Source organism: Klebsiella sp. JN_Kp126, assembly GCF_033843325.1.
GTDB classification, from domain to species: Bacteria; Pseudomonadota; Gammaproteobacteria; order Enterobacterales; family Enterobacteriaceae; genus Klebsiella; species Klebsiella michiganensis.
In genome coordinates, this window is sequence record NZ_JAWXQV010000040.1 from 99,558 (window position 1) to 124,566 (window position 25,009).

Consider the following 25,009-nt stretch of genomic DNA (forward strand, 5'->3'; position numbering starts at 1 on the left):
CTGGATTACGCCAGCTGCGCCTGCGCCCAGAAGATACCGCTGGCATATTCCGGCGGCAGCAGCGGCTTCAGCGCTTCCAGCGTCGCGCTCAGGCGGTCGGTATCGCTGTCGGTCAGGTTCAGGTGGCCGACTTTACGACCCGGACGTACCTCTTTGTCGTACCAGTGCAGATGCACCAGCGGCAGCTTCAGCCAGTCATAGTTCAGATCGGTACCGATCAGGTTGATCATCACCGACGGGCTGTTTACCACCGGCGGCGGCAGCGGCAGATCGGTAATCGCCCGCAGATGCAGCTCGAACTGGCTAATGGAGGCGCCGTTTTGCGTCCAGTGGCCGCTGTTGTGCACGCGCGGCGCCAGTTCGTTAATCAGCAGGCCATCAGCGGTGACGAAACACTCCATCGCCATCACGCCAACGTAGCCCAGCTCATGCATGATCGCCGACAGCATCTGCTCCGCCTGCGCCTGCTGGCGGGCATTGGCCTGCGGAAAAGCGACGCTGGCGCGTAAAATACCGTCCTGATGCAGGTTGCGGGTCAGAGGATAGAAGACCGTGCTGCCGTCCCGGGCGCGAGCGCCGACCAGCGACACCTCGCCGGAGAAGTTAATGCCCTGCTCAACGATACACTCGCCGTAGTTATCCTCCGGCAGCTGCGCGGTTTCATTTTCCCGCAAACGCCACTGGCCGCGGCCATCGTAGCCGCCGACGCGGCGCTTAACGATAGCCAGCTCCCCGAGGCGGGCGAATACCGCAGGCCATTCGCTTTTATCCGCCAGAAGCTGCCACGGCGCGGTGGCGAGCGCTAGCTTATCGAACAGCTGCTTTTGCGTCAGGCGGTCGGCGATTATCGGGAAAACGTCGCGGTTAACGAAGGCGGAATGACGCGCCAGCTCGCGGGTCAGCGCTGTTTCCGGCCAGCGTTCAATCTCTGCGGTAATCACGCTTTGCTGTACCGGCACCGCTTCCGGGTCGGCTTCCAGACCGACCGGCCAGACCGCAATACCCAGCGGCTCGCCGGCCTGGCGCAGCATCCGGCCTAGCTGACCGTTGCCGAGAACGCAAACCTGCTTCATGCCGCACCCCGCGGATCCGGGTTATCCAGCACTTCATCGGTTTGCGCCTGACGCCAGGCGCTGAGGCGCTGGTGCAGTTCCGCATCGTGCTGGGCGAGGATCTGCGCCGCCAGCAGGGCGGCGTTGGCGGCCCCGGCTTTGCCGATGGCCAGCGTACCCACCGGGATGCCGCGCGGCATCTGGACGATGGAGTAGAGGCTGTCTACGCCGCTCAGCGCCGCGCTCTGAACCGGCACGCCTAACACCGGCACCAGCGTTTTCGCCGCAATCATGCCCGGCAGGTGCGCCGCGCCGCCGGCACCGGCAATAATCACCTGAAAACCGTTTTCTTCCGCGCCTTCGGCGAAGCTGAACAGTTTATCGGGCGTGCGGTGGGCGGAGACCACTTCGACATGGTACGGAACGTTCAGGGCATCAAGGATTTCTGCGGTAAACTGCATGGTAGCCCAGTCGCTTTTGGACCCCATCACGATGGCGATACGCGCCGAATTATTGCGGGAAGACATGCGTCTTAAAACTCCTGTGGGTGTGTTTCACACTGCTTTAGAGGCCACAGAGAATAGCATGAACTCCCGGCAAGGAAAACGGTTGCGTGCGCATGGTTAGCCCTCTTTTGTCTCGTCGTGACTGGGGGCAACGCGCCGGTTATGGGCGGTGTTTGCGCTGGCAAAAAAGGTAAAAACCAGCACCACTCCCCAGGGCAGCATAAGAATGCTCATGACCAGCATGTAGATTTGCACAAAGCGCTCATCGTGCGGCCGCGTACAAAGCAGATAAATCGCGTAAAAATAGAGGATCCAAAGTAGCGCTGCGATTCCCAGCACGGTCAGCGAACCGAAGTAGATAAACACCAGACCAAAATAGCTGGCGGTAATCGGGCCGATGACGGCGATAACCATGCCCCAGATCAGGGGCTGACTCCATTTTTGCATGCTCGTTCCTTGAGTGTGGTTTGCTGTAAAATTAACCTGGGGTTAAACGTCAGGACAGCCATTCTGCTGCCTGAAGTGCTTTTTCGGAATAGTGCTTGCTGGAACTCAGAAGGGGAACTGAATCAGTTCGACCTTTTCGGCCGTCACTTTGACCATGGAGCCTTCGTGATGCCATGCGCCCAGAACCACGCGATATGCGGATTGACCGTTGGCTTCTAGCGGATGGACGGCAGGACGGTGCGTATGCCCGTGAATCAGCCATTGAACGTGATGTTTTTCCATAACGTCAACGACCGCCTGTGGATTCACATCCATAATTTCCATCGACTTGCTGCTGTTGGCCGCTTTGCTGTCGGCGCGCATTCTGGCGGCGATACGGCGGCGGATAAACAGCGGCAGGGCCAGAAACAGGCGCTGGATCCAGGGATTATGGACTTTCGCGCGAAACGCCAGATATCCCGCATCGTCGGTGCAGAGGGTGTCGCCGTGCATAATCAGCACCTTGCGCCCGTAGAGGTCGAGAAGCTTCTCTTCCGGCAGCAGGGTCATCGCGCTTTCGTGGGCAAAGCGCTTGCCGACGAGAAAGTCGCGGTTGCCGTGAAGGAAGTAGCAGGGGACGCCGGAATCGGCCAGCGCTTTGAGCGCTGAGGCGATTTGCCGATGCAGCGGGCTAGGATCGTCATCGCCGATCCAGGCTTCAAAGAGATCGCCGAGGATATACAGGGCGTCCGCCCTGCGGGCTTCTCCCTGTAAAAAGCGCAGAAAACCGGCGGTAATCGCCGGTTCTTCCGTTTGCAGATGCAAATCCGCAATAAAAAGTGTCGCCACGAATTATTCGCTAACGGTGACGCTTTTGATCACAACATCTTCTTTCGGCACATCCTGGTGCATGCCGCTGCGGCCGGTGGCGACCGCTTTGATTTTGTCGACCACGTCCATCCCTTCAACGACTTCTGCGAATACGCAGTAGCCCCAACCCTGCAGGCTTTCGCCGGAGAAGTTCAGGAAGTCGTTATCGGCGACGTTGATGAAGAACTGCGCGGTGGCGGAGTGGGGCGCCTGAGTACGGGCCATCGCCAGCGTACCGCGGGTGTTTTTCAGACCGTTGTTCGCTTCGTTCTGAATAGGAGATTTGGTGGTTTTCTGATTCATGCCCGGCTCAAAACCGCCGCCCTGAATCATAAAACCGTTGATTACACGGTGGAAAATAGTGTTGTCGTAGAAACCTTCACGACAGTAGTCCAGGAAGTTTTTAACTGTTTCCGGCGCTTTGTCGTCAAACGTCTTGATTACGATATCGCCATGATTGGTGTGGAAAGTAACCATTTTTGCATCCTGTTCCGATGATTGTGGTGCCTGCACCCGGAGTCGGGTGAGATATAGGGGGCTGTTATAGCATAACCGCGGGGCTGGATCACCTTGCAATGTGTGCTGCTTCGGGGTTGAATTAAGGTTAGAATACGCGACTTATATCCACACACGTCTACACGGAATCTTCGATGTTAAAAATTTTTAATACACTGACGCGCCAAAAAGAAGAATTTAAACCTATCCATGCCGGGGAAGTTGGCATGTACGTGTGTGGTATTACCGTTTATGACCTCTGTCACATCGGCCATGGCCGTACCTTCGTCTCATTCGATGTGGTCGCGCGCTACCTGCGTTTCCTGGGCTATAAGCTAAAGTACGTGCGCAATATCACCGATATCGACGACAAAATCATTAAGCGTGCTAATGAAAACGGCGAAAGCTTTGTTGCGCTGGTGGATCGCATGATTGCCGAGATGCACAAAGACTTCGACGCGCTGAATATCCTGCGCCCGGATATGGAGCCGCGGGCCACCCACCATATCGCGGAAATCATTGAGATTACCGAGCAGCTGATCGCCAAAGGCCACGCGTATGTCGCCGACAACGGCGACGTGATGTTCGATGTGCCGACCGACCCGAACTACGGTCAGCTGTCGCGTCAGGATCTCGATCAGCTGCAGGCCGGCGCGCGGGTTGATGTCGTTGACGTCAAGCATAACCCGATGGACTTTGTGCTGTGGAAGATGTCGAAAGAGGGCGAGCCAAGCTGGCCGTCGCCGTGGGGCGCGGGCCGTCCAGGCTGGCACATTGAGTGTTCAGCGATGAACTGCAAACAGCTGGGCAACCATTTTGATATTCACGGCGGCGGTTCGGATCTGATGTTCCCGCACCATGAAAACGAAATCGCCCAGTCCACCTGCGCCCACGACGGCGAGTACGTCAATTACTGGATGCACTCCGGAATGGTGATGGTTGACCGCGAGAAGATGTCAAAATCGCTGGGCAACTTCTTTACCGTGCGCGACGTGCTGAAGTTCTACGACGCGGAAACCATTCGCTACTTCCTGATGTCCGGCCACTATCGCAGCCAGCTGAACTACAGTGAAGAGAACTTAAAGCAGGCGCGTTCCGCGCTGGAGCGTCTGTATACCGCGCTGCGCGGAACCGACAAAACCGCAGAGCCGGCCGGCGGCGAGGCGTTTGAGGCGCGCTTTATCGAAGCGATGGACGACGATTTTAATACTCCGGAAGCCTATTCCGTGCTGTTCGATATGGCGCGTGAGGTTAACCGCCTGAAAACCGAAGATGCCGCCGCGGCCAACGCGATGGCGGCGCATATGCGCAAGCTCTCTTCGGTGCTGGGGCTGCTGGAACAGGAGCCGGATGCCTTCCTGCAGAGCGGCGCGCAGGCGGACGACGGGGAAGTGGCGGAAATTGAGTCGTTGATCCAGCAGCGTCTGGACGCGCGTAAAGCGAAAGACTGGGCGGCGGCGGATGCCGCGCGTGACCGTCTCAACGAGATGGGCATCGTGCTGGAAGATGGCCCGCAGGGCACCACCTGGCGCCGTAAGTAGTCTCATTCTCTCTTTTTAGCCGGGGCCATCCCCGGCATTTTTTTGCCCTGACTCAGGCTAAGAAAAGAAGCGCGGTCCTGATTTCGCCTTCGTACGTTCCCGGCCAGCGGCTGCAGCGTTCGTTGGGAAGAAGAGGTATCAGGCGGAAGTGCAGGTTGCCGGAGGCAGCCAGGGGAGCGGCTGTGCTACACAGGACGTGATATCGGAAGATGGTGGCGCTGACTGAAGTGCAGAAAAACGAGAGATCATCTGTCGGGGTGGGGGGACAGGCGCCTGTTGCGGCGCCTGAACGTTTTACTCGGTAACGGTAACGCTCTGACCTTCAAAGCTCACCGTTTGACCGGCGACGATTTTGCAGCGCTTGCGGGTTTCCACCACGCCGTCAACGTTGACCAGGCCGTCGGCAATAGCGATTTTCGCCTGCGCGCCGCTTTCGCTCCAGCCTTCCAGCTTCAGCAGGTCGCACAGTTCAACGTGCGGGTGTTTGCCTAAAGAAAAATTCGCCATCTCAGGCCTCCTGAATGTCATGATACTCTTCGCACGCCTGCAGCGTGTTCTGAATGAGGGTGGCTACGGTCATCGGGCCGACGCCGCCGGGAACCGGCGTGATGTACGACGCGCGCGCGGCGGCATCTTCATAGACCACATCGCCAACCACTTTGCCGCTTTCCAGGCGGTTAATCCCGACATCGATCACGATCGCGCCTTCTTTAATCCATTCGCCCGGAATAAAGCCCGGTTTACCGACAGCCACGATCAGCAGGTCGGCATTTTCGACGTGATGACGCAGGTTTTTGGTAAAACGGTGGGTGACGGTGGTGGTGCAGCCTGCCAGCAGCAGCTCCATGCTCATCGGGCGTCCGACAATATTGGAGGCGCCAATGACCACCGCGTTCAGGCCGTAGGTATCAATGTTGTAACGCTCAAGCAGCGTGACGATCCCACGCGGCGTGCACGGACGCAGACGCGGCGCGCGCTGGCACAGACGGCCCACGTTATACGGGTGGAAACCGTCAACGTCTTTGTCCGGCGAAATGCGCTCCAGCACTTTGACATTATCAATGCCGGCGGGCAGCGGCAGCTGAACCAGGATGCCGTCGATGGCGCTATCCGCATTCAGGGTGTCGATGAGTTCCAGCAGCTCCGCTTCGCTGGTGGTTTCCGGGAGATCGTACGAGCGGGAGACGAAGCCTACCTCTTCACACGCTTTGCGCTTGCTGCCGACATAAATCTGCGATGCCGGGTTGCTGCCGACCAGCACGACGGCTAACCCTGGAGCACGAAATCCGGCCGCAACGCGCGCCTTCACTTTTTCCGCAACCTCAGAGCGTACCTGCTGCGCAATCGTTTTACCGTCAATAATTTTTGCTGCCATCAGAGAGAGGATTCCATCTGTATCTTTACGAAAGGGGGATGGCGATATTTTGTCAGAAGCCAGCCCCGCTGTCAGTCTTCGTTTAAGATTTTATCTTTCTTAGGTGTTGCAGAGGCTGAAAAACGGCCCTGACCGCGCTGCGAATGGCGCAAAAAGGAGCCCGGGAGCCGAAGAAAAGTTAACGTGCAGAAACATAAGGTTGGATAAACTTTATACTGCTTTTGCGGCATAAGCCGCCAGCCTGCACAGGCAAGTGCAGTTTCGCGGCAAAATACATTGACTCATCAGGCGTGGACCGTATAATTCCGGCGATTGCACATCATGAAGCTCGCTTCTCAATGCGCCCTTAGCTCAGCTGGATAGAGCAACGGCCTTCTAAGCCGTAGGTCACAGGTTCGAACCCTGTAGGGCGTACCATTTTTTCGTTAAGAATCCTCTGCCAAATCCTCTTCCCTTACCTTTTACTCCCTGGAATGAGTCTTTTTCTATGACTGGCTTTATCGAAGCCTACTCAGGTGTAAACGAATCAGGGCGGCGCAGAAGACTTTTACGGGCTTATTTCATTCAGGCGAATAGGGGTGCCCTCAATCCACCAATAAAAGGAACGGCAGAGCCAAATGAGAGATAATACCAACTCATTAATGGTGGCGAATTGCATCGGTTGGCTACAGCAGTAGGTCTTTCGTTGATTGATGGATGCGTAGTAATATAGGCAGATACAGTCTAAAATATTTGAGTTAGTATATTCGCCATTGAATCACATAATATGCCGGGTCGGATGAAATATATGAAACTATGAGGATGCTATAGCATTCAATCATGGAACATGCCGCTAAGGACAGTATATGAATATAACTGAAGATAATCTCAATGAAACAATTGATTTGCTGAATAATTTAATTTGCGATGAAAATTTGTTAACACGCACGGAACGCCTTGATTTGGTCCGGGCTGTTGCCGCCATCGGGGCGATGAAAGCACGTGTTGCTATACTGTCTTCACAAAAATCTTCGTCGGTAAAAAAGAGTGGAGAAAAGAAAGAAAAGGTTATCGATCCACGGTTTCCAAACGCTGGCATACCCTGGAATGATAATGATGAGTCCATGCTACGGGAAGTATTAGAGCCTATTCCGGAGGAGGAGATAGGAGAGCATCTCTTCTGGCTGGCTGAAAAGCTTGGGCGCACTCCTTATAGCGTAGCTTGTAAGATAGCTCAGATAAAAAAATTACCTGCAGAATGGAAAGATAGCTTCCGTAAAATTTCCGATCGGATTCGCGATTCGAAAATGACGATTAGCGAATATATTCAAGCTAAAGGCCATGAATAGGCGCGGAATAAGATTCGAGCCCACATGGCTTTGAGGCACTTTTTAGTACAGGATCTGCGTGCAAGCTGCAGGCAGATCGACTGTATAACGATTTTTTGTGACGTTACCAAAAAATATTTTCAGAGATATTCGGCACTATTGAGAAAGATCAATATGCTGTTTCTTGCTGCCGCGTAATTTGAGTTGTCCTCTCTCACAAGAGCAATCATTATGGCCGTTAAACGACCCGTTACCGCCGTGTTAGTGTTGCTGTGCACTTTTATCGTCGGCGCTGCTGCTGCTAAAACACCGCAATTAACTGATGATCAAGTTAAGCAGCAAATTATTAAGGCTTCTATCGCTTCTTACCCCGGCGTTTGCGCTTGTCCGTTTAATCGGGCGAGAAACGGCAGTGCCTGCGGCAGGCGCAGTACCTGGAGTAAAGCAGGAGGCTATGCGCCAGTTTGTTATAAGAAAGAAGTCACTCAAGAGATGATTAAACGCTGGCGTCAATCTCAACAAATATAAATATTTATCTCCGCTGGAAACTCAACGATAGTTTGCGCTGGAACCTGGTTTCAGAGAGTCCAGCAACACGCAGACTCTCTGGAAAAAGGGCAGAGGCACGCTCGTTTTCCTGGCCTCAGGCGCCGGTTTCATTTTTTATTCGCCTGTTAATGTATTCCACGGCCTGAGAGACATCCATAATCCCATTTATCGCGTTCGTCACGCCCTGGCCGATAATAATTTCTGCCTGGCGCAGGTTGAAGGGCTTACCCTGCGTACCCTGCGACTCTCTTATCCCGACCATGCCCTTTTCATTCAATAAATTAAACCATGGATAGAGGTTCAGGACGTTCTGATCGTGACAAACCCCTGACCAGGCGCAGTTTCCTCCGAGCAGAACCAGATGACGCGCAATTTCATCGGAATAAAGCCAGTTGAAGAACTGTTCAACCTGCTTTTTCTTTTTGCTGTAGCGGGACATCCCAATGGATCCGCCTCCCAACTGTGGAAGCTGTCCCGGGACTGAAGCATAGCCGATAGTGGGGGCGATAGGGCTATGCGCGACGTCGTTGAACAAATTGAGATACATGATCAACATGGCGAGGTTGCCTCGCTCAAACTGCTTAACGGCGTCACTCCACCATTCTCCTGAGAGATTCACGGCGACGGAGAGCTGTTGCAGGTATTGTTCAAGCGCCGTAGCGGCAAGCGAAGTCTCCAGTTGAACTGGTTCGCCTTCGCGAACCAGACGTCCGCCGAGCGCGTAGTAACGCAGCAGATATTCCGTGGCGATAAGCCCTGAGCTGCCTAAGGTCACCGCCGTGCCCATCGGGCGCAGCCTGTTATCCGGCTGATGCTGGCGACTGAAGAAAGCCGCTAACTCATCAAATTGCGCAAAGTTTTCGGGTAGGGTTAACTCTTTGCCCGTCGTTTCGTAGAACATCCGTTTTATCGTCGCATCTTCAAAGAGATCGCGTCGGTAAAACAGGAGCTGCATACTGGCATCAAAGGGGATGGCCCACGCGGTGCCATTCACCATGCTGAAGTGCTGTTGAATCTGGTCAGAAAAATGAGTCAGCAGCTGCGGCAGCGCAGGGGAAATCGACTCCAGCGGCAATAACGCTTTTTCTGCAAACCAGGGAAAACAGGCCATATCGATGCGCAGGAGATCGTAATACGGATGCAGATGAAGATGGGAAAGAATTTCAAACACTTCATCATAAGGATAAACCGCAAGATTTACCTTGATACCGGTCTGACGATAAAAGTGAGGTAACAGCTTTTTCAGCGCATCGGTTGAGGGACTGGGCAAAATTAACATATTCAGCGTCGCCTCAGTCTCAGGCGGCTGGACGGATTGGCCATCTAATGAAAATCCGCTATTTGTCAGAATTCGATGCGTTACCTGTTTTTTAGGCTGGCGAATATGGGAAGCGATGGCGGTACCCAGGCGACCATAGTCCATCTGGTAGTTTGTGACGCCGTCGAAGGCTGCCGGAAGATTATCACTCAACTGCAGTATCTGCGGACAGGACTGCACGCTACCAAACCAGGCTGCCTGCGTCACGGCTCGCGTTTTATCACTATCCTGAGTGATGAAAATATCGGGGGGAACGCCGCGGAAAAAATCAAACGCTACGGTGTTAGACTCGCCCGCCTGCGAGGATAAAACGGTGAGCTTAGTCTGCGGACTTACTGTCCGGCAGGTCTCCTGTATCGCCTGCATAAAACATGCGCTATGAGCATATTCAAGTGGTTCGCAGAAGATACCGATATGGCCCGGCCGCTGCGCGAGCGCTCTTCTCGCAAGGTGTTCACCCGCAGTGACGTAATCGAGGCTGAAATAGTTGTCAGCTCCGGCAGGTTGCCGGTACGCAAAAAGGATCTGTTCCGCGGGCAGCTTAAGCATTTCATAATAAGGTTGGCTATTGCTCAGGCAGCTGACGGTAACAATGGTCTGGTAAGATTTTGCCGCCAGCGTTTGCAGAATCTCCAGTTCCAGGCTGGGCAGATCGTTGGTCAGGTAAAGATCCAGCGGTTCGCTTAATGATGGCTGACAGACCTGATGTAAGCCCCGGTAAAGCTGGTAATACTGCTCCGCATTAATGTCTGGCAGTAGTAGCGCCACCCCCTGGCTTTTACTGGCTCTTAACGATTGCGCCTGCGCATTTAACTGATAGCCCACTTCCTTAGCCGCTCGTTGAACCGCTTCAATCTTCTCAACGCTGACATTACCTCTGCCATTAAGTACGTTCGAGACGGTGCCGTGTGACACACCGGCTAGCTTTGCTATGTCTTTGATTGTCGGCATATTTTAATCCTTACCCTCATGCGTTGATGCTAGCACGGCCTACCTCTGAAAACTATCGTTGCCGGTGTTATTTGAACGTTACAAAATAAATTTGTGTGATTTATAGACATTAAAAATATTAATCTTTTCCGGCTTGAGACGAGTAACCATGTAGTAAAGCTTACAATTTGTTGAAATTTAAGATAAATACAATAAGTTTTTGAAGGTGATCACTTCTGGGATAAAAGATCATTGTTCCTGTTAAACGGCAGAACCATAATTGACACGTTCCAATTACTTTTGATTACATTTCTGATGATAAAAACAGCAACCTGTTAGTGATAAGAGGAAATCATGAAGATCCATTTTCTGGGAACGGCAGCGTCTGAAGGGATACCTAACCCGTTTTGCCGCTGCGAGCACTGTCAGCAAGCCCGTATACGTAAGGGAAAAGACATTCGTACACACTCTTCCGCGATTATTGATGATGAACTGTTGATTGACGTCGCACCGGAATTTAGCCAGCAGCTGCTGCGCGACGGCATGGACGCAACTGAAATCAGGTCGCTTCTGTTTACCCATACTCATCCCGATCATTTCAACGTCGGCGATCTTTTCAGCCGAATGGAGGGTTACGGATTTGAGATTACCCATCCGCTGAATATCTTTGGGAACGATCGTGCGATTAACGGTGCGGCAGAGGTTTTGCCGGGCTATAGCGCAGAGCGCTTTGCCTTTCATTGCCTGGTGCCCTTCGTCACCGTAGAAACCCGTGGTTATCGGATAACTCCGCTGCTGGCTAACCATGCTAAATGGGAGCTTTGTTATACCTGGTTTATCGAAAAAGAGGGCCAGTCAATATTTTACGGTCATGACTCTGGCTGGTTTCCTGAGCTCACCTGGCAGTGGCTGGAAGGAAAAAAAATCGATCTGGCCGTTCTGGAGTGTACCTACGGCTTTAATGGAGAAAATCGTACCAATAACCATATGAGTCTGGAAACGGTGTTCGCTGCCAGAGACAGACTGGCGGAACTGGGCTGCCTGAAGAAAACAAGTCAGCTTGTCGTCTCGCATATTTCACACAGCGGCGGTCTTCTGCACGATGAGCTAGTAGCAGCATGCGATAAAGAGAACATTCTTGTTGCCTGGGACGGGCTTAACCTGAGCATTAACCAATAAAGGATATGCAATATGGACCTTAATAAAACACCACGCCTGTTAATTATGATGTTCATACAGTACTTTATGCAGGGTGCCTGGAATATGACCATGGGGCTGGTATTAAGTACCTATGGAATGGCGACCATAATCGGCTCATCCTATGCCTTGCTCGGATTAGCGACAATTATTTCACCGTTATTTATTGGTATGGTGGCCGATCGCTTCTTTGCATCACAAAAGGTCATGGCGATCCTGCACTTAATCAATGCTGGCGTTCTGCTGTTTGTTCCGCAATTTATTGAAGCACAAAATACCGGCATGACGCTGACCATGATTTTCCTCGTTGGTCTGCTGTTTTATCCGACAACTGCGCTGGCTAACAGTATCAGTTTTAGCCATATCAATGGGGTTAAATATTTCCCATTCATCCGCGTTTTTGGCACCTTCGGCTTTATGGCAATCGGCTTTATCATTGGTGAAATGGGATATTCCGGCAACACGGTTACCTGGTATATTGCGGCAGCTTCCGGCGTCGTCCTGGGATTATATTGCTTCACATTGCCGAATACGCCGCCAAAAGCAAAAGGAAACGCTTTTGCGCTGCGCGATCTGTTATGTCTCGATGCTCTGGCACTCTTCAAAGATCGTAGCTTCAGCGTGCTGATGCTGAGTATCTTTGTCTTAATGATCCCCAAAACCGCATATTCCGCCTATATTCCGGTCTTTTTGAAAGCGCTGGGGTTCGATAATGCCGCATCAATGATGCAGATCGGGATTGCCTGCGAAGTGATTTTCATGTTCCTGCTGTCGTTCTTCTTACTAAAAGCCGGCTTTAAAATCACGCTGATGCTGGGGGCCGTTTGCTGGATCATCCGCACGCTATTGTTTGCTCATGCCTCGCTGGATGCCAACATGATGTTTGTGCTGATTGGCCTGATGTTACAGGGATTTTGCTGGGACTTTTTCTTTACCGTCGGCGATATTTATGTCGACCGCAAAGCCGCGCCAGAGATCAAAGCGCAGGCGCAAAGCTTGAGGTTTATCGTCTCCAACGGCGTCGGGCTGCTGTTTGCTTCTACCGTTTGCGGGCAGATTTTTAACAGTACCGTGACAGAGCAAGGGCCGGAAGCGTTACCGCAATGGGAAACATTCTGGTTAGTTTCAGCCGGTGTGGCCGCGGTAGTGAGCGTCTTCTTCCTGATTTTCTTCCGCGACGATCTGTCAAAACGCAAAACGGATCTCGCATTGAAGAAAGCGAATTCCTGATTGATAACGGATCTTTCATTAAGGTAATAATATGAATAACCTGGCCGCCACGATCGTCGATCACGGATGGTTTCCGTTATTGACCATCGTCAAAATCAGCATTGCGTTTATTCTGGGAGGCATCATTGGCCTGGAAAGAGAATCGAAAGGGAAACCTGTCGGATTCAAAACCTGCGTCATTTTGTCTGTCGCCAGCTGTGTGTTAACCATCGTTTCAATACAGTCGGCGGAATACTATGCTGAAATTTCGATGAACATTCGTAGCGATCCGATGCGCCTGGCGGCCCAGATTATCAGCGGCGTCGGTTTTCTGGGGGCGGGAGTGATTCTGCATCGACACGACGATGCTATTTCAGGCCTGACGACGGCGGCCATTGTCTGGGCATCAGCCGGGGTTGGAATTACCTGCGGCGCCGGTTTTTATTTTCATGCTTTTTTCGCCACGGGTTTGTTCTTATTGGCGATAAAATTAAGCCCGTTCATTATATTCCTGCAAACTAAAAATCAGTTCCCTGGAAAAGTGAAAGTACGGGTGGTTCTTGATGAACGAGGGGCCCTTGAAAAGCTGATAAGCCGTATTCATCAGCAAAAAAATATTATCGAAAATATTACGATTAGAGACCTTAAAAAGGGAAAGATTGAGGTTAATTTGAAAATGGTTATTCGCCAGAAAATGACCTTACCTGACTTATACCACGATCTGTCTCATGTTGATCATGTCTGCGCGCTCGCTCTTGAACACTAAGCTGGCGAGCACATTTGGGATGTAATGGAATTATATCGTCCGGGGAACGCTGAATACGCCGGTTATGACCTGCATCTTTACTTTGGACCACTGAGCGACAGATATCTGTCGAGGCCAGAAGCGCTGATAAAACCCGGCGCCTTACGCCGCCGGGAACGCCATTACTTCATTGCCCCCTCAAGGATAAGTTTGTCCTTTTCTCCGCGGGTGATGCTCTGCTGATGCAGACTGTCAGCGAGCGTCACGTCATTGACGGCGAAAAAAGCCCAGGCCTGCGGCGTATTGGCGAACGTCACCTCATCAAACTGACTGTCGTGCAGGAAGGAGATACTGGTCGCTTTGGTGTTACGGAAGCTGACGTTGGAAAAACGCAGATTCTGGTGATAGGCATCGCGAGAATAGGTAATACCAAACGACTCCGCCATTTCGGCTACCGTCATGCCGTCAATCAGGATGCTGTGCTTAGCCGAAGCACCATCGACGGTGACGTCCTGCACCTGAACGTCGCGGAACTGAGCGGGCTCGTCGGCAGGGGTCGTATCATTCACGTCGGCGCTGTATTTGATAGTAAAAACGAACGGCTCTTTGGCGATATCTTTCATCGCATTATGACGGAACAACACGTCCCGCACCCCGCCGCCATAGTAGGGGCGACTCTTCATGCGCAGGCCGACATCGGTCATATACATGACGTTATCCTCGGCGCGAACTTTTTCGATCCACGCGCCGGTGTGGCTACCGGTCACCACGGCGCCGTGGCCTTTGCGGAAATAGTTATTAAAGATCCACGCCCCGCTTTGCGGCTGTTGATGAAAAGTTTCCGCGCCTTTACCAAACCCGGCGGCGAAATTGACGCAATCATCTCCGGTATCGAAGAAGTTGTTGAAGACCAGCGCATTCTGGCTATTGCCGAACTCGACGCCGTCGGCGTTATTGCCGTCAAAGGTCTGGTGGACCAGGCCATTCAGGGTGATATTTTTTGACTCCAGCGCCATTACCCCGTGGAACGCGGGGTTGCGGATTGTCAGCCCGGCAAGATAGAGGTTCTGCACACCGCGCAGGGTCATCAGGCTGGAGCGGCGATTTTTATAGGCGCTATTGCTTTCGATGCCTTCCGCAATAGCCGCTTCGGTCTGATGCTTTGCCAGAATGCCGTCCGCGCTGACTTTTGCCGCACTGCTGGCCCGGTATTGCGGCAGCGCGTTCCCCATTTCGTCGATGATGGTGGCCTCGCCGCCGCTTTTGACGCCCCGGGTCCAGCCGTTGCCGTCAATCGTGCCTTGACCGACGATGCGAATATTGCGAAACGTCCCGGCCGGAGACTCGCCCTTATCGTCCGCTTCCAGCACGTTAATTAATGACGGCGGGCGGCGGGGCTGCGGATGATCGCTGTAGGGATAGAGGTAATAGCCTTTTTCCAGCGGATACTGGGCCGGATCGTCCGAACCCAGCAGGGTGGCGCCAGCGGCAATCTCCAGGGTCATATCGCTGTGCAGGAAGAGCGCGCCGGTTTTGAATTCGCCGTCGGAAATCACCACCTTACAGCCCTGAGGATAGTGCGAGACCGTGCAGCTATCGATCGCCTGCTGCAGCGCCTGGGTATTCAGCGTGGTGCCGTCACCCTTCGCGCCAAAGGTTCTGGCTTCGATGATGTGCGGCGTTTTGCTGGTCCGCGCTTTAATCACCGCGCTATCCGGCGACTCTTTGCCATTGGCGTAGACCGCACGTACCGTAAATGCGTATTCCGTATCCGGCTCCAGGTGGGTGACCGTAAAGGTACGCAAGTCGATTGGCTGCTGCCAGCCGTCGCTGGCGACCCGCTGATAGAAGTTATCAATATAGGGTTTGGCCGGTGAAAAATGGTTTTGATTTTCGCGCGCCAGACCCAGCAGCTCGCCCTGACGGTAAATCGCGTAGTCCACCACCTGCTGCGTCTCTGATTCCGGCTTTTCCCAAACCAGCACCAGGCTATTTTCATCGGCAGAAAGCGCGGGAACGAAGACATTCTGCGGCGCGGAGGCGGGCGCATCCTGCTGATTGTCGCGTGGGGCGCCGCTGTCATTACAGCCGCCCGCGAGGCCAGCCAGCGCGATAGCCAGCGCCAGGATACTGCGTGAAGGTCCAAAGGTATTGCGCATAAATTTCCCTTAATGTCATATTGCTTGTAAAAACAAAATTCATATTCATTTAAAATAAAATGACATTTTATATTTATGGCAAAAAATAAACGCGAGTCAGTTCAATCTTTCAGCAGGTGAAAAATAAAGCGTTATTGGATAAGAAAAGGCGGCCAGGGCGTTAACCTCCGGCCCGCTTTCTCTTTACGGCGCGGAATATTGAATACGATAGCCGTGCGAGGTCGGTACGATATGCGCAAATCCCGACCCGCCAAGGTGCATACCGGCAATCAGCAGGTTTTCGCTGACGGCCTGGGCGAGGATCGCTTCCCGCGTCGCTCTGGCCTGCGCGGGATCGCAATCAAAAGCAACGGCGGCGGCGGGTCGGGCGGTCTGAATATGCGGAAAATGGACGATGTCGCCCCAGATCAGCAGGCTTTGCGCCGCGGCGTCGATGCGAAACCCGCTATGGCCTGGCGTGTGCCCGGGTAGCCATAGCGGGCGGATACCCGCGACGGCCTCGCGCTCATCCAGAAAACCGAGGCTGCGGGAATAGGCGTCCAGGGTGCGGCGGGCGAGCGTGAAGTTGCGCTGCCCCCGCGCATTGGCCCGGTTTAGCATGGCGTCGTCCTGCCAGTATTCGGCTTCCAGAGGGTGCAGATAAAGACGGGCGTGGCGATAGCGCGGCGCGCCGTTGACATCCAGCAGGCCGCCGATATGATCCGGGTGAGCGTGGGTCAGCAGGACAGTATCCACGTCGTCTGGCGCACTCCCCGCCGCTCGCAGACTGGTTTCCAGCACGCCGCCTCCCGTACCCGCGTCGACCAGAATCGTTCTTCCCCGACCGCGAATAAGATAGCCACTAATGTCGATATTGCCGGGGTCAATGACGCCCGCGCTGCGCTGAATGTCTGCGGCATCGTCGATATTAATACCGGACAGCAGCGCCAGGCCAGCGGCCATGCTGCCGTCGCTGAGGGGCGTCACCTGAAAATCGCCAATCTGGCGGGAGAGAAAAGCGGGTTTGTGCATATCAACCTCTTAGCGTGATGGGGGCGGTATTTCAGTCGGGCTTTGCAACTGACCGGCCATGGGCTCATACATCGAGACGTTTTCCCGTCCCGCCAGCAGCATGGCCTCCCGGCGCGGCAGAACGTACGCCACGCGCTGCGGCGGGTTGTTATCCAGCCCGGCGGCCGAAAGGTTTGTCGGCGGATATCCTAGTTCCGACTCAACGACGTCCAGCGGCTCGGGGTTCAGTAGCAATACATCCCCCTCAGCGACGGCAGGAAAGACGCCGCCGTAGCGATACAGGTTTCGCCGCCAGTCGCGAATATGCGCCTGCCAGCGGGAAAAGCTGCCGCCGCCTTTCTGGCGATACGCTTCACTGGCGAGCGTATCGCCATGCTCGATGGTATGAATAGCAAGATAGACCGGGCAGCCGGAGGAGAGCGCCCTGAAGCGCTGCGAGGCGCGGAATCCGCTGACGGACACCAGCGCAGGCAGTTTGTCCTCGCTGTAAAACCTGTTCCAGCCGGCTTCGCTTTGCGGGTCGGCGTAGCTGCACTCAACGATATATAACATGGGCTGCCCTCTGCATGATGGAATGATGTTATTGACGTTTGATCATGCTACGTTGGGCACTAAGCGCTATAAAACGATATTATTTCACCACTCAATGACATTTCGTCATTGATAAACCTTCAGCAGAGGCGGCGTTCGTGCGAAAAAAACTCCCCAGCAGTACCTCGCTGCAGGCCTTTGAGGCTGCCGCCAGGCACGGTAACTTTGCCCGCGCGGCGGAAGAGCTGTCGCTTACCGAAGGCGCGATCAGCCGGCAAATCGCCCGCCTGGAATCGCTGTTAAACTGCAAGCTGTTTGAGCGGACGGGAAGCCGGGTGCGGCTGAACCCCAACGGCGCGCGCTATGCGCACCATGTCCGCGAGACGCTGGAGCGTCTTGAGCGAGATACGCAGTATTTGATGGGGGCTGCGGACGGCAGCCGAAGCCTGGAAATCGCCGCGCCGCCGACCTTTGCCAGCCGCTGGCTCATTCCCCGACTGGGGGATTTTCAGCGCCGGAATCCGGATATCACGCTGAATATCGCGGTCAGAACCGACCCGTTTATCCTCACCGGCAGCGGTTTTGACGCGGCGGTTCATTTCGAGCATCCCGCATGGGCAGGAATGCGCTTGCGGTTTCTGTTTGAAGAGAGACTGGTGCCGGTATGCCACGCCGGGCTACTTACGGGAGAAGATCTCGCCAGCCAGCTGAACGCGCTGCCGCGTATTCATCGACGGCAGAATCCTGACGCCTGGCAGCGCTATGCTGAAGAGTGCGGGATCGCGCTGGATAATCCGGCGCGGGGCGTGCGCTACGATCTGCATGAGATGGCGATAGCCGCCGCGCTGGCCGGGCAGGGCGTTGCGCTGGTACCGCACGTGTACGTTGAAAAAGCGCTCGAAAACGGGACGCTGGCTGCGCCCTGGCCGCAGGTCCGCAGCCTGAGCAAGCGCTTTTGCCTGGTGAGGCCGCTGGAAAACGGCGTCAACGAATCGGCGCTACAGGCGTTTGAACAGTGGTTACTGGCGCAATAAGGCCCGGTCGCGGGCCGTAGACGCGTTAAGCGCAGCCTCAGGCGTGGGATAAAAGCGGGAACATCAGCTTATTCTCTTTGAAGATATTTTCTTTTTGTCCGTAGATAAACAGAATATCTTCGCCTTCGATTTTCTCATACTCGCCGGTCCGATTCTCTTTGGGGGTAAAGCCGAGGATAGCCTGGTACGTATTTTCATCGGCGAGCTCGTTAATAATGGCCGACAGGGAGCGTCCGCTGTCGCAGAAAATATCAAAACAGATCAGCGCCGGACCGTTTTGCATCGCAATCGCGATGGCCTGGTTTTTGTCGGAATAATAGACGAAGTGCTTCATAAAGGCGGAGCAGTAGAACATCAATAAACCGAAGTTATCCTGTACCCGCAGCTGTGAAAACGGATTCGATTTTTGATAGTACCGCTGTAATCGCGCAACCTCTTCCGGCTGGTCCATATCGAGCTTGCGGAAGTCGCCCGCTGCCGGTACCACCGGCATAATATATTGATGTTCGGCGGTGCGCTCGAAGCCAAATTTCGGATAAAAATCAACGGTTGTCGGGTTAGCAAACAGGAAAAAGGCGTCGGCCTTATCCTGCCAGTCCGTCAGAATCTCCCTGACGAGCTGCCCGGCCAGGCCCTTATCACGATGATCGATATCGGTCATCACGGTGCCGATTTGAATATAGCGGCGGGGTTCGCCCTGCCAGGTCAGATCGATAATATTAGCGGAGGCGTTAGCAATCACTTTATTGTTGCTCACCAGGGCGTAGGGAATATAGGCGTCGGTCCAGTACCCTTTGCGGTACCACTCTTTAAAGGAGAGATCGAAGGTTTTAATCGCCAGGTCAATGAAGCTATTTCTTAACACGTCATTGTGCACAATTTGCTTATCTAATTTGTAGTTCATCGTCGACATTCCTTACGCTGCGGGTGAGGCACTGTTTTCGGCCATCTGTTCGGCGGTCCGATCTCTGTCGGGCGAGCTAAAAATAGCATATCCCCACGGATGGGCGACGATTGTCGCGCCTAAGCTTTGCTCAGGTCACACATTCGGGAAAATAGGGCTAAAAATGGCGCGCTTTTGTCGCCCCAGGGAACATCGCCCTCAGGCAAAAGACGCCTTTAGCAAATGAAAGTTTGCCAGTCATCAAAAACGAAGAGGAATATATTGCGTTCATGGTCATGACCCCTATCATTAATAGGTAGGGTAAATGTGGTATCATCGCGCCTTTCCCTTTTCGTCCTGGGGCTCTTTTTTATGCAACAACCTGTTGTTCGCGTTGGAGAATGGCTGGTTACTCCCTCTGTTAACCAAATTAGCCGCAAGGGGCGTCAGCTAACTCTCGAACCGCGCTTAATCGATCTTCTGGTTTTCTTTGCCCGTCATCCCGGCGAAGTACTCAGTCGGGATGAGCTCATCGATAATGTCTGGACCCGCAACGTTGTCACCAGCCACGTCGTCACGCAAAGCGTTTCCGAGCTACGTAAGTCGCTGAAAGATGGCGACGATGGCAGCCTTGAATATATCGCTACCGTACCCAAACGCGGCTATAAGCTGACGGTGCCGGTGATCTGGTGTACCGAAGAGGGGGAGGAGCCGACGCCGGTTATTCCCGCAGAAACGCCGACGGTCGGGTTTGAGGCGCCGTTGACCTCCCCGCAGCCCGATGCGTCTGCGCCAGACAGCACACCGGTGGCGAAGCCGGAAAAACGCAAGCGGCTGACCACGTTTATCGTCTGGGGTCTGTTCCTGCTGGCCCTCGCGAGCTGCGTGGCGCTGGTGGCCCTGTCAACCCTGCAGTCGCGCCCGCCGGTCACGAAAACCCGGCTGCTGCTTAACCCGCGTGATGTCGATATTCACCTGCTCAGCGGCAACACCTGCAACAACTGGTCATCGCAGCACTCCTATGCCATCGGTCTGGGGAGCCTGATTACCACCTCGCTGAACACCTTCTCCACCTTTATGGTGCACGACAAAACCAACTACAACATCAATGAGCCGAGCAGTTCCGGTAAAACCCTGACCATTGAGTTCGTCAACCAGCGGCACTATCGCGCACAGCAGTGCTTCATGTCGGTGAAGGTGGTGGATAACGCCGACGGCTCGACCATGATGGATAAGCGTTACTTTGTCACCAGCGACAATCAGCTTTCGATTCAGAACGACCTGCTGAGCAGCCTCTCTGAGGCGCTGAAGCAGCCGTGGCCGGCGCGGATGCAGGAGATGTTAAAGCAGTATCAGCCGTCGCAAAGTATCGCGCTTACCCATTTCTATCAGGCGCATCAGCTATTAATGAACGGAGACGTTGATTCGCTGGGCAAAGCCAGTAGCCTGCTTGCCGACGTGAATAAGCAGTCGCCGGACTTTACCTATGCGTGGGCGGAAAAGGCGCTGGTTGACGTATTGCGCCATTCTCAGCAGCCGCTGGATGAGAAACAGCTCGCCGATATTTACAGCGAAATAACCCGGGTGGGTAATATGCCGGGGATTAAAGATATGGCAATATTTTATCAGATTAAAACGGTGGATATGCTGGGCAAAGGAAAAGTGGATGAAGCCTATGACGCGATTAATGCCGGGATTGATCTGGAAATGTCGTGGATGAATTACGTGCTGCTGGGCAAAGTCTACGAAATGAAAGGGCAGAACCGGGAAGCTGCCGATGCCTACCTGACGGCGTTTAATTTACGCCCGGGTGAGAATACATTTTACTGGATTGAAAACGCCGTATTCCAGACCTCCGTGACCCGCGTGGTTCCGTATCTCGATAACTTCCTCGCTTCAGAATAAGTAAACCCTCATCATGGTCATGGTTTTGGCCGTGGTGAGGTTAAAATTATGTTTCTCATGAGCCACCAGATTGTTATGGTTTATAACCACTCCGGTCCCGCATGCAACACTTTTTCAACACGAAGTTGACCTCGTAACACAATGAAAAACATCTAAATTTACCTTTTCCTGATATCAACATGTCATCCTGATATGTTGCGCGAAAAAGGTCAAAATATCATTTGTCTGATGTTTGTAGTTATTTCACTTTATCTTTAGGACTTATCTCGTACTAATCCGTAATCTTGTTGGCAGTTGGTCGGGTCAATAAAAGGTTCATCATCATGATCTGTACCTCCCAAATAAACTTAGGAGAAAAGCAAACATGAGTTCTGCCAAGAAGATCGGGCTATTTGCCTGTACCGGCGTAGTCGCCGGTAATATGATGGGGAGCGGTATTGCATTATTACCTGCAAACCTCGCTAGCATCGGTGGTATTGCCATCTGGGGTTGGGTGATTTCTATTATTGGCGCAATGTCTCTGGCTTATGTTTATGCCCGGCTGGCGACCAAGAATCCGCAGCAGGGTGGCCCAATTGCCTACGCCGGTGAAATATCCCCGGCGTTCGGTTTCCAGACCGGCGTGCTTTATTATCACGCCAACTGGATCGGTAACCTGGCAATCGGTATTACCGCCGTCTCTTATTTATCAACATTCTTCCCAATTTTAAATAACCCGGTGCCGGCAGGTATTGCCTGTATCGCCATCGTATGGATATTCACCTTCGTGAATATGCTCGGCGGGACCTGGGTGAGCCGCCTGACAACAATTGGCCTGGTACTGGTACTTATTCCGGTGGTCATGACCGCGGTGGTCGGCTGGCACTGGTTTGATGCCGCAACCTATCAGGCAAACTGGAACACCTCCAGCACCACTGACAGCCACGCGGTAATCAAAAGTATCCTGCTCTGCCTGTGGGCCTTTGTCGGGGTAGAATCTGCCGCCGTGAGTACCGGGATGGTGAAAAACCCGAAACGCACCGTGCCGCTGGCCACCATGCTGGGCACCGCGATGGCCGGTATCGTCTACATCGCCGCGACCCAGGTGATTGCGGGTATGTATCCTGCCTCTCAGATGGCCGCATCCGGTGCGCCGTTTGCAGTGAGCGCCTCCACCATTCTCGGCGGCTGGGCTGCGCCGATGGTTTCCGCCTTCACCGCCTTTGCCTGCCTGACTTCGCTGGGCTCGTGGATGATGCTGGTGGGTCAGGCCGGCGTACGTGCCGCCAATGACGGTAACTTCCCGAAAGTGTATGGCGAACTCGACAGCAACGGTATTCCGAAAAAAGGCCTGCTGCTGGCCGCGGTGAAAATGACCGCGCTGATGGTGCTGATTACCCTGATGAACTCTACCGGCGGCAAAGCGTCTGACCTGTTCGGTGAGCTGACCGGTATCGCGGTACTGCTGACCATGCTGCCTTACTTCTACTCCTGCGTTGACCTGATTCGCTTCGAAGGCATCAATGTACGCAACTTCGTCAGCTTGATTTGCTCCGTACTCGGCTGCGCGTTCTGCTTCATCGCCCTGATGGGGGCAAGCTCCTTCGAACTGGCCGGTACCTTTATCGTCAGCCTGATTATCCTGATGTTCTACGGTCGCAAAATGCACCAGCGTCAGAACAACGACAACTCCGCTGATAGCAGCACCGCCAGCGCGCATTAATCAGCAACCCTATTCCTGAGGCTCCTTCCATCACCTGTCACGACGTGGCGGGAGGGGCTTTCTTTATCTGGAGATTTGACTATGAACGTTATCGCAATCATGAATCACATGGGTGTCTACTTCAAAGAAGAACCCATCCGTGAACTGCATCGCGCCCTCGAACGCCTGGACTTCCGTATTGTCTACCCGAACGACCGTGAAGACTTATTAAAACTTATCGAAAACAATGCGCGTCTGTGCGGCGTGATCTTCGACTGGGATAAATACAATCTCGAACTGTGCGAAGACATCAGCAAAATGAACGAATACATGCCGCTGTACGCCTTTGCGAACACTTACTCAACGCTGGACGTGAGCCTCAACGATCTGCGGATGCAGGTTCGCTTCTTCGAATATGCGCTGGGCGCAGCGGAAGATATTGCCAACAAAATCAAACAGAATACCGACGAGTATATCGACACCATTCTGCCGCCGCTGACCAAAGCGCTGTTTAAATACGTGCGTGAAGGCAAATACACCTTCTGTACCCCAGGCCATATGGGCGGTACCGCGTTCCAGAAAAGCCCGGTCGGCAGCATCTTCTACGATTTCTTTGGTTCCAATACCATGAAATCCGATATCTCGATTTCGGTTTCTGAACTCGGCTCTCTGCTGGACCACAGCGGCCCGCACAAAGAAGCGGAAGAGTACATCGCCCGCGTCTTCAACGCGGAACGCAGCTACATGGTGACCAACGGGACCTCTACCGCCAACAAAATTGTCGGCATGTATTCCGCCCCGGCCGGTAGCACCGTGCTGATTGACCGTAACTGCCATAAATCGCTGACCCATCTGATGATGATGAGCGACATTACGCCAATCTACTTCCGCCCGACCCGCAACGCCTACGGTATCCTCGGCGGTATCCCGCAGAGCGAATTCCAGCATGCGACCATCGCGAAGCGCGTGAAAGAAACCCCGAACGCGACCTGGCCGGTGCACGCGGTTATCACCAACTCCACCTATGACGGTCTGCTGTACAACACGGACTACATCAAGAAAACCCTGGATGTGAAATCCATCCACTTTGACTCCGCGTGGGTGCCTTACACCAACTTCTCGCCGATTTATGAAGGCAAATGCGGGATGAGCGGCGGCCGCGTCGAAGGGAAAGTGATTTACGAAACCCAGTCCACGCACAAACTGCTGGCGGCGTTCTCTCAGGCCTCGATGATTCACGTTAAAGGCGACGTGAACGAAGAAACCTTTAACGAAGCCTACATGATGCACACCACCACTTCTCCGCACTACGGCGTGGTGGCCTCGACGGAAACCGCGGCGGCGATGATGAAAGGCAACGCCGGTAAGCGCCTGATTGACGGCTCTATCGAACGTTCAATCAAGTTCCGTAAAGAGATCAAACGTCTGAAAGGCGAGTCCGACGGCTGGTTCTTCGACGTCTGGCAGCCGGAACATATCGATGGCGCTGAATGCTGGCCGCTGCGCTCCGACAGCGCGTGGCACGGCTTCAAAAACATCGATAACGAGCACATGTATCTCGACCCGATTAAAGTCACGCTGCTGACTCCGGGGATGAAGAAAGACGGCACCATGGATGAGTTCGGTATTCCGGCGAGCATCGTGGCGAAGTATCTCGACGAGCACGGTATCGTGGTCGAAAAAACCGGTCCGTACAACCTGCTGTTCCTGTTCAGTATCGGTATCGACAAAACCAAAGCGCTGAGCCTGCTGCGTGCGCTGACCGATTTCAAACGCGCGTTCGACCTGAACCTGCGGGTGAAAAACATGCTGCCGTCGCTGTATCGTGAAGATCCGGAATTCTACGAAAACATGCGCGTTCAGGAACTGGCGCAGAACATTCATAAACTGATTGAGCACCACAACCTGCCGGATCTGATGTTCCGCGCGTTCGAAGTGCTGCCGACCATGATGATCACGCCGTACGCCGCGTTCCAGAAAGAGCTGCACGGTCAGACCGAAGAGGTGTATCTCGAAGAGATGGTGGGCCGCGTCAACGCCAATATGATCCTGCCGTATCCTCCGGGAGTGCCGCTGGTGATGCCGGGTGAAATGATCACCGAAGAGAGCCGTCCGGTGCTGGAATTCCTGCAGATGCTGTGCGAAATCGGCGCCCACTATCCGGGCTTCGAAACCGATATCCACGGCGCCTATCGTCAGGCGGATGGTCGTTACACCGTTAAAGTGCTGAAAGAAGAAAATAACAAATAATCGATGCACAACAGGGAAGTGGCTTGCCACTTCCC

At 53.7% G+C, this 25,009-nt stretch carries 22 protein-coding genes and 1 tRNA gene; 11 read left to right on the plus strand and 12 right to left on the minus strand.

Translation table 11 applies throughout. From position 1 onward, the window contains the following. Positions 1-5 precede the first annotated feature (5 nt). The 5 genes from purK to ppiB all read right to left on the minus strand — a co-directional run bounded on the left by purK (position 6) and on the right by ppiB (position 3,331). Positions 6-1,073, minus strand: a complete 1,068-nt coding sequence (purK, locus tag SIK97_RS01505; RefSeq protein WP_014228235.1) for a 5-(carboxyamino)imidazole ribonucleotide synthase — start codon at positions 1,071-1,073, stop codon at positions 6-8. Further along, a complete protein-coding gene (gene purE / locus SIK97_RS01510) occupies positions 1,070-1,579 on the minus strand; it encodes a 5-(carboxyamino)imidazole ribonucleotide mutase (RefSeq protein ID WP_004848424.1) in 510 nt (169 codons plus the stop codon). The genes purK and purE overlap by 4 nt, the downstream gene beginning before the upstream one ends. Positions 1,580-1,675: 96 nt before the next feature. Further along, positions 1,676-2,005 (minus strand): hypothetical protein, encoded by a 330-nt coding sequence (locus SIK97_RS01515; RefSeq protein WP_032748374.1) that lies wholly within the window; start codon positions 2,003-2,005, stop codon positions 1,676-1,678. 105 nt (positions 2,006-2,110) lie between these two features. Continuing rightward, on the minus strand, positions 2,111-2,833 hold the full coding sequence (gene lpxH, locus SIK97_RS01520) for a UDP-2,3-diacylglucosamine diphosphatase (protein ID WP_032748376.1): 723 nt from the start codon (positions 2,831-2,833) through the stop codon (positions 2,111-2,113). 3 nt (positions 2,834-2,836) lie between these two features. Further along, positions 2,837-3,331, minus strand: coding sequence for a peptidylprolyl isomerase B (gene ppiB / locus SIK97_RS01525; protein WP_004099775.1), 495 nt, complete (start codon positions 3,329-3,331; stop codon positions 2,837-2,839). Between the two features lie 173 nt (positions 3,332-3,504). Here ppiB and cysS point away from each other — a divergent pair, with 173 nt between their 5' ends. Further along, on the plus strand, positions 3,505-4,890 hold the full coding sequence (cysS, locus tag SIK97_RS01530; RefSeq protein WP_004848430.1) for a cysteine--tRNA ligase: 1,386 nt from the start codon (positions 3,505-3,507) through the stop codon (positions 4,888-4,890). A gap of 294 nt (positions 4,891-5,184) precedes the next feature. Here cysS and ybcJ read toward each other — a convergent pair whose 3' ends face one another. Then, positions 5,185-5,397 carry a ribosome-associated protein YbcJ gene (ybcJ, locus tag SIK97_RS01535; RefSeq protein WP_025107125.1) on the minus strand — a complete coding sequence of 71 codons (213 nt, stop codon included), beginning with the start codon at positions 5,395-5,397 and terminating at the stop codon, positions 5,185-5,187. A gap of 1 nt (position 5,398) precedes the next feature. After that, positions 5,399-6,265, minus strand: a complete 867-nt coding sequence (folD, locus tag SIK97_RS01540; RefSeq protein WP_004099791.1) for a bifunctional methylenetetrahydrofolate dehydrogenase/methenyltetrahydrofolate cyclohydrolase FolD — start codon at positions 6,263-6,265, stop codon at positions 5,399-5,401. A gap of 340 nt (positions 6,266-6,605) precedes the next feature. On the opposite strand from folD, the gene SIK97_RS01545 reads away from it, so the two are divergent. The 3 genes from SIK97_RS01545 (at position 6,606) to SIK97_RS01555 (ending at position 8,100) form a co-directional block, all read left to right on the plus strand. Then, positions 6,606-6,682: transfer RNA gene (locus SIK97_RS01545), tRNA-Arg, on the plus strand. Between the two features lie 428 nt (positions 6,683-7,110). Then, complete coding sequence (locus SIK97_RS01550; protein WP_032748496.1) at positions 7,111-7,593, plus strand: hypothetical protein; 483 nt, start codon at positions 7,111-7,113, stop codon at positions 7,591-7,593. A gap of 210 nt (positions 7,594-7,803) precedes the next feature. Then, on the plus strand, positions 7,804-8,100 hold the full coding sequence (locus tag SIK97_RS01555; protein WP_071957426.1) for a hypothetical protein: 297 nt from the start codon (positions 7,804-7,806) through the stop codon (positions 8,098-8,100). Between the two features lie 115 nt (positions 8,101-8,215). On the opposite strand, the gene SIK97_RS01560 is transcribed toward SIK97_RS01555, so the two are convergent. After that, a complete protein-coding gene (locus tag SIK97_RS01560; protein WP_032748498.1) occupies positions 8,216-10,390 on the minus strand; it encodes an extracellular solute-binding protein in 2,175 nt (724 codons plus the stop codon). A gap of 333 nt (positions 10,391-10,723) precedes the next feature. Between SIK97_RS01560 and SIK97_RS01565 the strand changes: the two genes are divergently transcribed. Genes SIK97_RS01565 through SIK97_RS01575 form a run of 3 tightly spaced genes read left to right on the plus strand, consistent with a single transcriptional unit; the run spans position 10,724 to position 13,541 of the window. Next, entirely contained in the window at positions 10,724-11,548 is an 825-nt protein-coding gene (locus tag SIK97_RS01565) for an MBL fold metallo-hydrolase (RefSeq protein ID WP_032748501.1), read from the plus strand. Positions 11,549-11,560: 12 nt separating this feature from the next. Then, complete coding sequence (locus tag SIK97_RS01570; protein WP_049103102.1) at positions 11,561-12,796, plus strand: MFS transporter; 1,236 nt, start codon at positions 11,561-11,563, stop codon at positions 12,794-12,796. 31 nt (positions 12,797-12,827) lie between these two features. Then, positions 12,828-13,541, plus strand: a complete 714-nt coding sequence (locus SIK97_RS01575; protein ID WP_025107119.1) for an MgtC/SapB family protein — start codon at positions 12,828-12,830, stop codon at positions 13,539-13,541. 161 nt (positions 13,542-13,702) lie between these two features. Here the strand turns inward: SIK97_RS01575 and SIK97_RS01580 are convergent, their stop codons facing one another. The 3 genes from SIK97_RS01580 to SIK97_RS01590 form a co-directional block, all read right to left on the minus strand. Further along, positions 13,703-15,679 (minus strand): glycosyl hydrolase family 28 protein, encoded by a 1,977-nt coding sequence (locus tag SIK97_RS01580; protein WP_057174069.1) that lies wholly within the window; start codon positions 15,677-15,679, stop codon positions 13,703-13,705. Positions 15,680-15,862: 183 nt separating this feature from the next. Further along, positions 15,863-16,690: an MBL fold metallo-hydrolase gene (locus SIK97_RS01585; RefSeq protein ID WP_057174068.1), complete on the minus strand. Its 828-nt coding sequence runs from the start codon at positions 16,688-16,690 to the stop codon at positions 15,863-15,865. Between the two features lie 9 nt (positions 16,691-16,699). After that, positions 16,700-17,242: a hypothetical protein gene (locus tag SIK97_RS01590; protein WP_057174067.1), complete on the minus strand. Its 543-nt coding sequence runs from the start codon at positions 17,240-17,242 to the stop codon at positions 16,700-16,702. Positions 17,243-17,379: 137 nt separating this feature from the next. Here SIK97_RS01590 and SIK97_RS01595 point away from each other — a divergent pair, with 137 nt between their 5' ends. Beyond that, positions 17,380-18,255 (plus strand): LysR substrate-binding domain-containing protein, encoded by an 876-nt coding sequence (locus tag SIK97_RS01595; protein ID WP_319610922.1) that lies wholly within the window; start codon positions 17,380-17,382, stop codon positions 18,253-18,255. A gap of 37 nt (positions 18,256-18,292) precedes the next feature. Here the strand turns inward: SIK97_RS01595 and SIK97_RS01600 are convergent, their stop codons facing one another. Then, positions 18,293-19,159, minus strand: a complete 867-nt coding sequence (locus SIK97_RS01600; protein ID WP_224225848.1) for a GNAT family N-acetyltransferase — start codon at positions 19,157-19,159, stop codon at positions 18,293-18,295. A gap of 351 nt (positions 19,160-19,510) precedes the next feature. Between SIK97_RS01600 and cadC the strand changes: the two genes are divergently transcribed. The 3 genes from cadC (at position 19,511) to cadA (ending at position 24,974) form a co-directional block, all read left to right on the plus strand. Next, positions 19,511-21,043, plus strand: a complete 1,533-nt coding sequence (gene cadC / locus SIK97_RS01605; RefSeq protein WP_057174065.1) for a lysine decarboxylation/transport transcriptional activator CadC — start codon at positions 19,511-19,513, stop codon at positions 21,041-21,043. A gap of 364 nt (positions 21,044-21,407) precedes the next feature. Beyond that, positions 21,408-22,745, plus strand: a complete 1,338-nt coding sequence (gene cadB, locus SIK97_RS01610; RefSeq protein ID WP_004848490.1) for a cadaverine/lysine antiporter — start codon at positions 21,408-21,410, stop codon at positions 22,743-22,745. An 81-nt stretch (positions 22,746-22,826) separates the two neighbouring features. Further along, positions 22,827-24,974: a lysine decarboxylase CadA gene (cadA, locus tag SIK97_RS01615; protein ID WP_004848492.1), complete on the plus strand. Its 2,148-nt coding sequence runs from the start codon at positions 22,827-22,829 to the stop codon at positions 24,972-24,974. Positions 24,975-25,009: the final 35 nt, after the last annotated feature.

Coding starts and splice junctions, on each gene's coding strand:
- cadC (WP_057174065.1), top strand. CDS start 19,511: ATGCAACAACCTGTTGTTCGCGTTGGAGAATGGCTGGTTACTCCCTCT.
- purE (WP_004848424.1), bottom strand. CDS start 1,579: ATGTCTTCCCGCAATAATTCGGCGCGTATCGCCATCGTGATGGGGTCC.
- ppiB (WP_004099775.1), bottom strand. CDS start 3,331: ATGGTTACTTTCCACACCAATCATGGCGATATCGTAATCAAGACGTTT.
- SIK97_RS01585 (WP_057174068.1), bottom strand. CDS start 16,690: ATGCACAAACCCGCTTTTCTCTCCCGCCAGATTGGCGATTTTCAGGTG.
- SIK97_RS01515 (WP_032748374.1), bottom strand. CDS start 2,005: ATGCAAAAATGGAGTCAGCCCCTGATCTGGGGCATGGTTATCGCCGTC.
- cadA (WP_004848492.1), top strand. CDS start 22,827: ATGAACGTTATCGCAATCATGAATCACATGGGTGTCTACTTCAAAGAA.
- SIK97_RS01565 (WP_032748501.1), top strand. CDS start 10,724: ATGAAGATCCATTTTCTGGGAACGGCAGCGTCTGAAGGGATACCTAAC.
- SIK97_RS01580 (WP_057174069.1), bottom strand. CDS start 15,679: ATGCGCAATACCTTTGGACCTTCACGCAGTATCCTGGCGCTGGCTATC.
- folD (WP_004099791.1), bottom strand. CDS start 6,265: ATGGCAGCAAAAATTATTGACGGTAAAACGATTGCGCAGCAGGTACGC.
- cadB (WP_004848490.1), top strand. CDS start 21,408: ATGAGTTCTGCCAAGAAGATCGGGCTATTTGCCTGTACCGGCGTAGTC.
- SIK97_RS01570 (WP_049103102.1), top strand. CDS start 11,561: ATGGACCTTAATAAAACACCACGCCTGTTAATTATGATGTTCATACAG.
- SIK97_RS01550 (WP_032748496.1), top strand. CDS start 7,111: ATGAATATAACTGAAGATAATCTCAATGAAACAATTGATTTGCTGAAT.
- ybcJ (WP_025107125.1), bottom strand. CDS start 5,397: ATGGCGAATTTTTCTTTAGGCAAACACCCGCACGTTGAACTGTGCGAC.
- SIK97_RS01575 (WP_025107119.1), top strand. CDS start 12,828: ATGAATAACCTGGCCGCCACGATCGTCGATCACGGATGGTTTCCGTTA.
- cysS (WP_004848430.1), top strand. CDS start 3,505: ATGTTAAAAATTTTTAATACACTGACGCGCCAAAAAGAAGAATTTAAA.
- SIK97_RS01555 (WP_071957426.1), top strand. CDS start 7,804: ATGGCCGTTAAACGACCCGTTACCGCCGTGTTAGTGTTGCTGTGCACT.
- SIK97_RS01560 (WP_032748498.1), bottom strand. CDS start 10,390: ATGCCGACAATCAAAGACATAGCAAAGCTAGCCGGTGTGTCACACGGC.
- purK (WP_014228235.1), bottom strand. CDS start 1,073: ATGAAGCAGGTTTGCGTTCTCGGCAACGGTCAGCTAGGCCGGATGCTG.
- SIK97_RS01600 (WP_224225848.1), bottom strand. CDS start 19,159: ATGAACTACAAATTAGATAAGCAAATTGTGCACAATGACGTGTTAAGA.
- SIK97_RS01590 (WP_057174067.1), bottom strand. CDS start 17,242: ATGTTATATATCGTTGAGTGCAGCTACGCCGACCCGCAAAGCGAAGCC.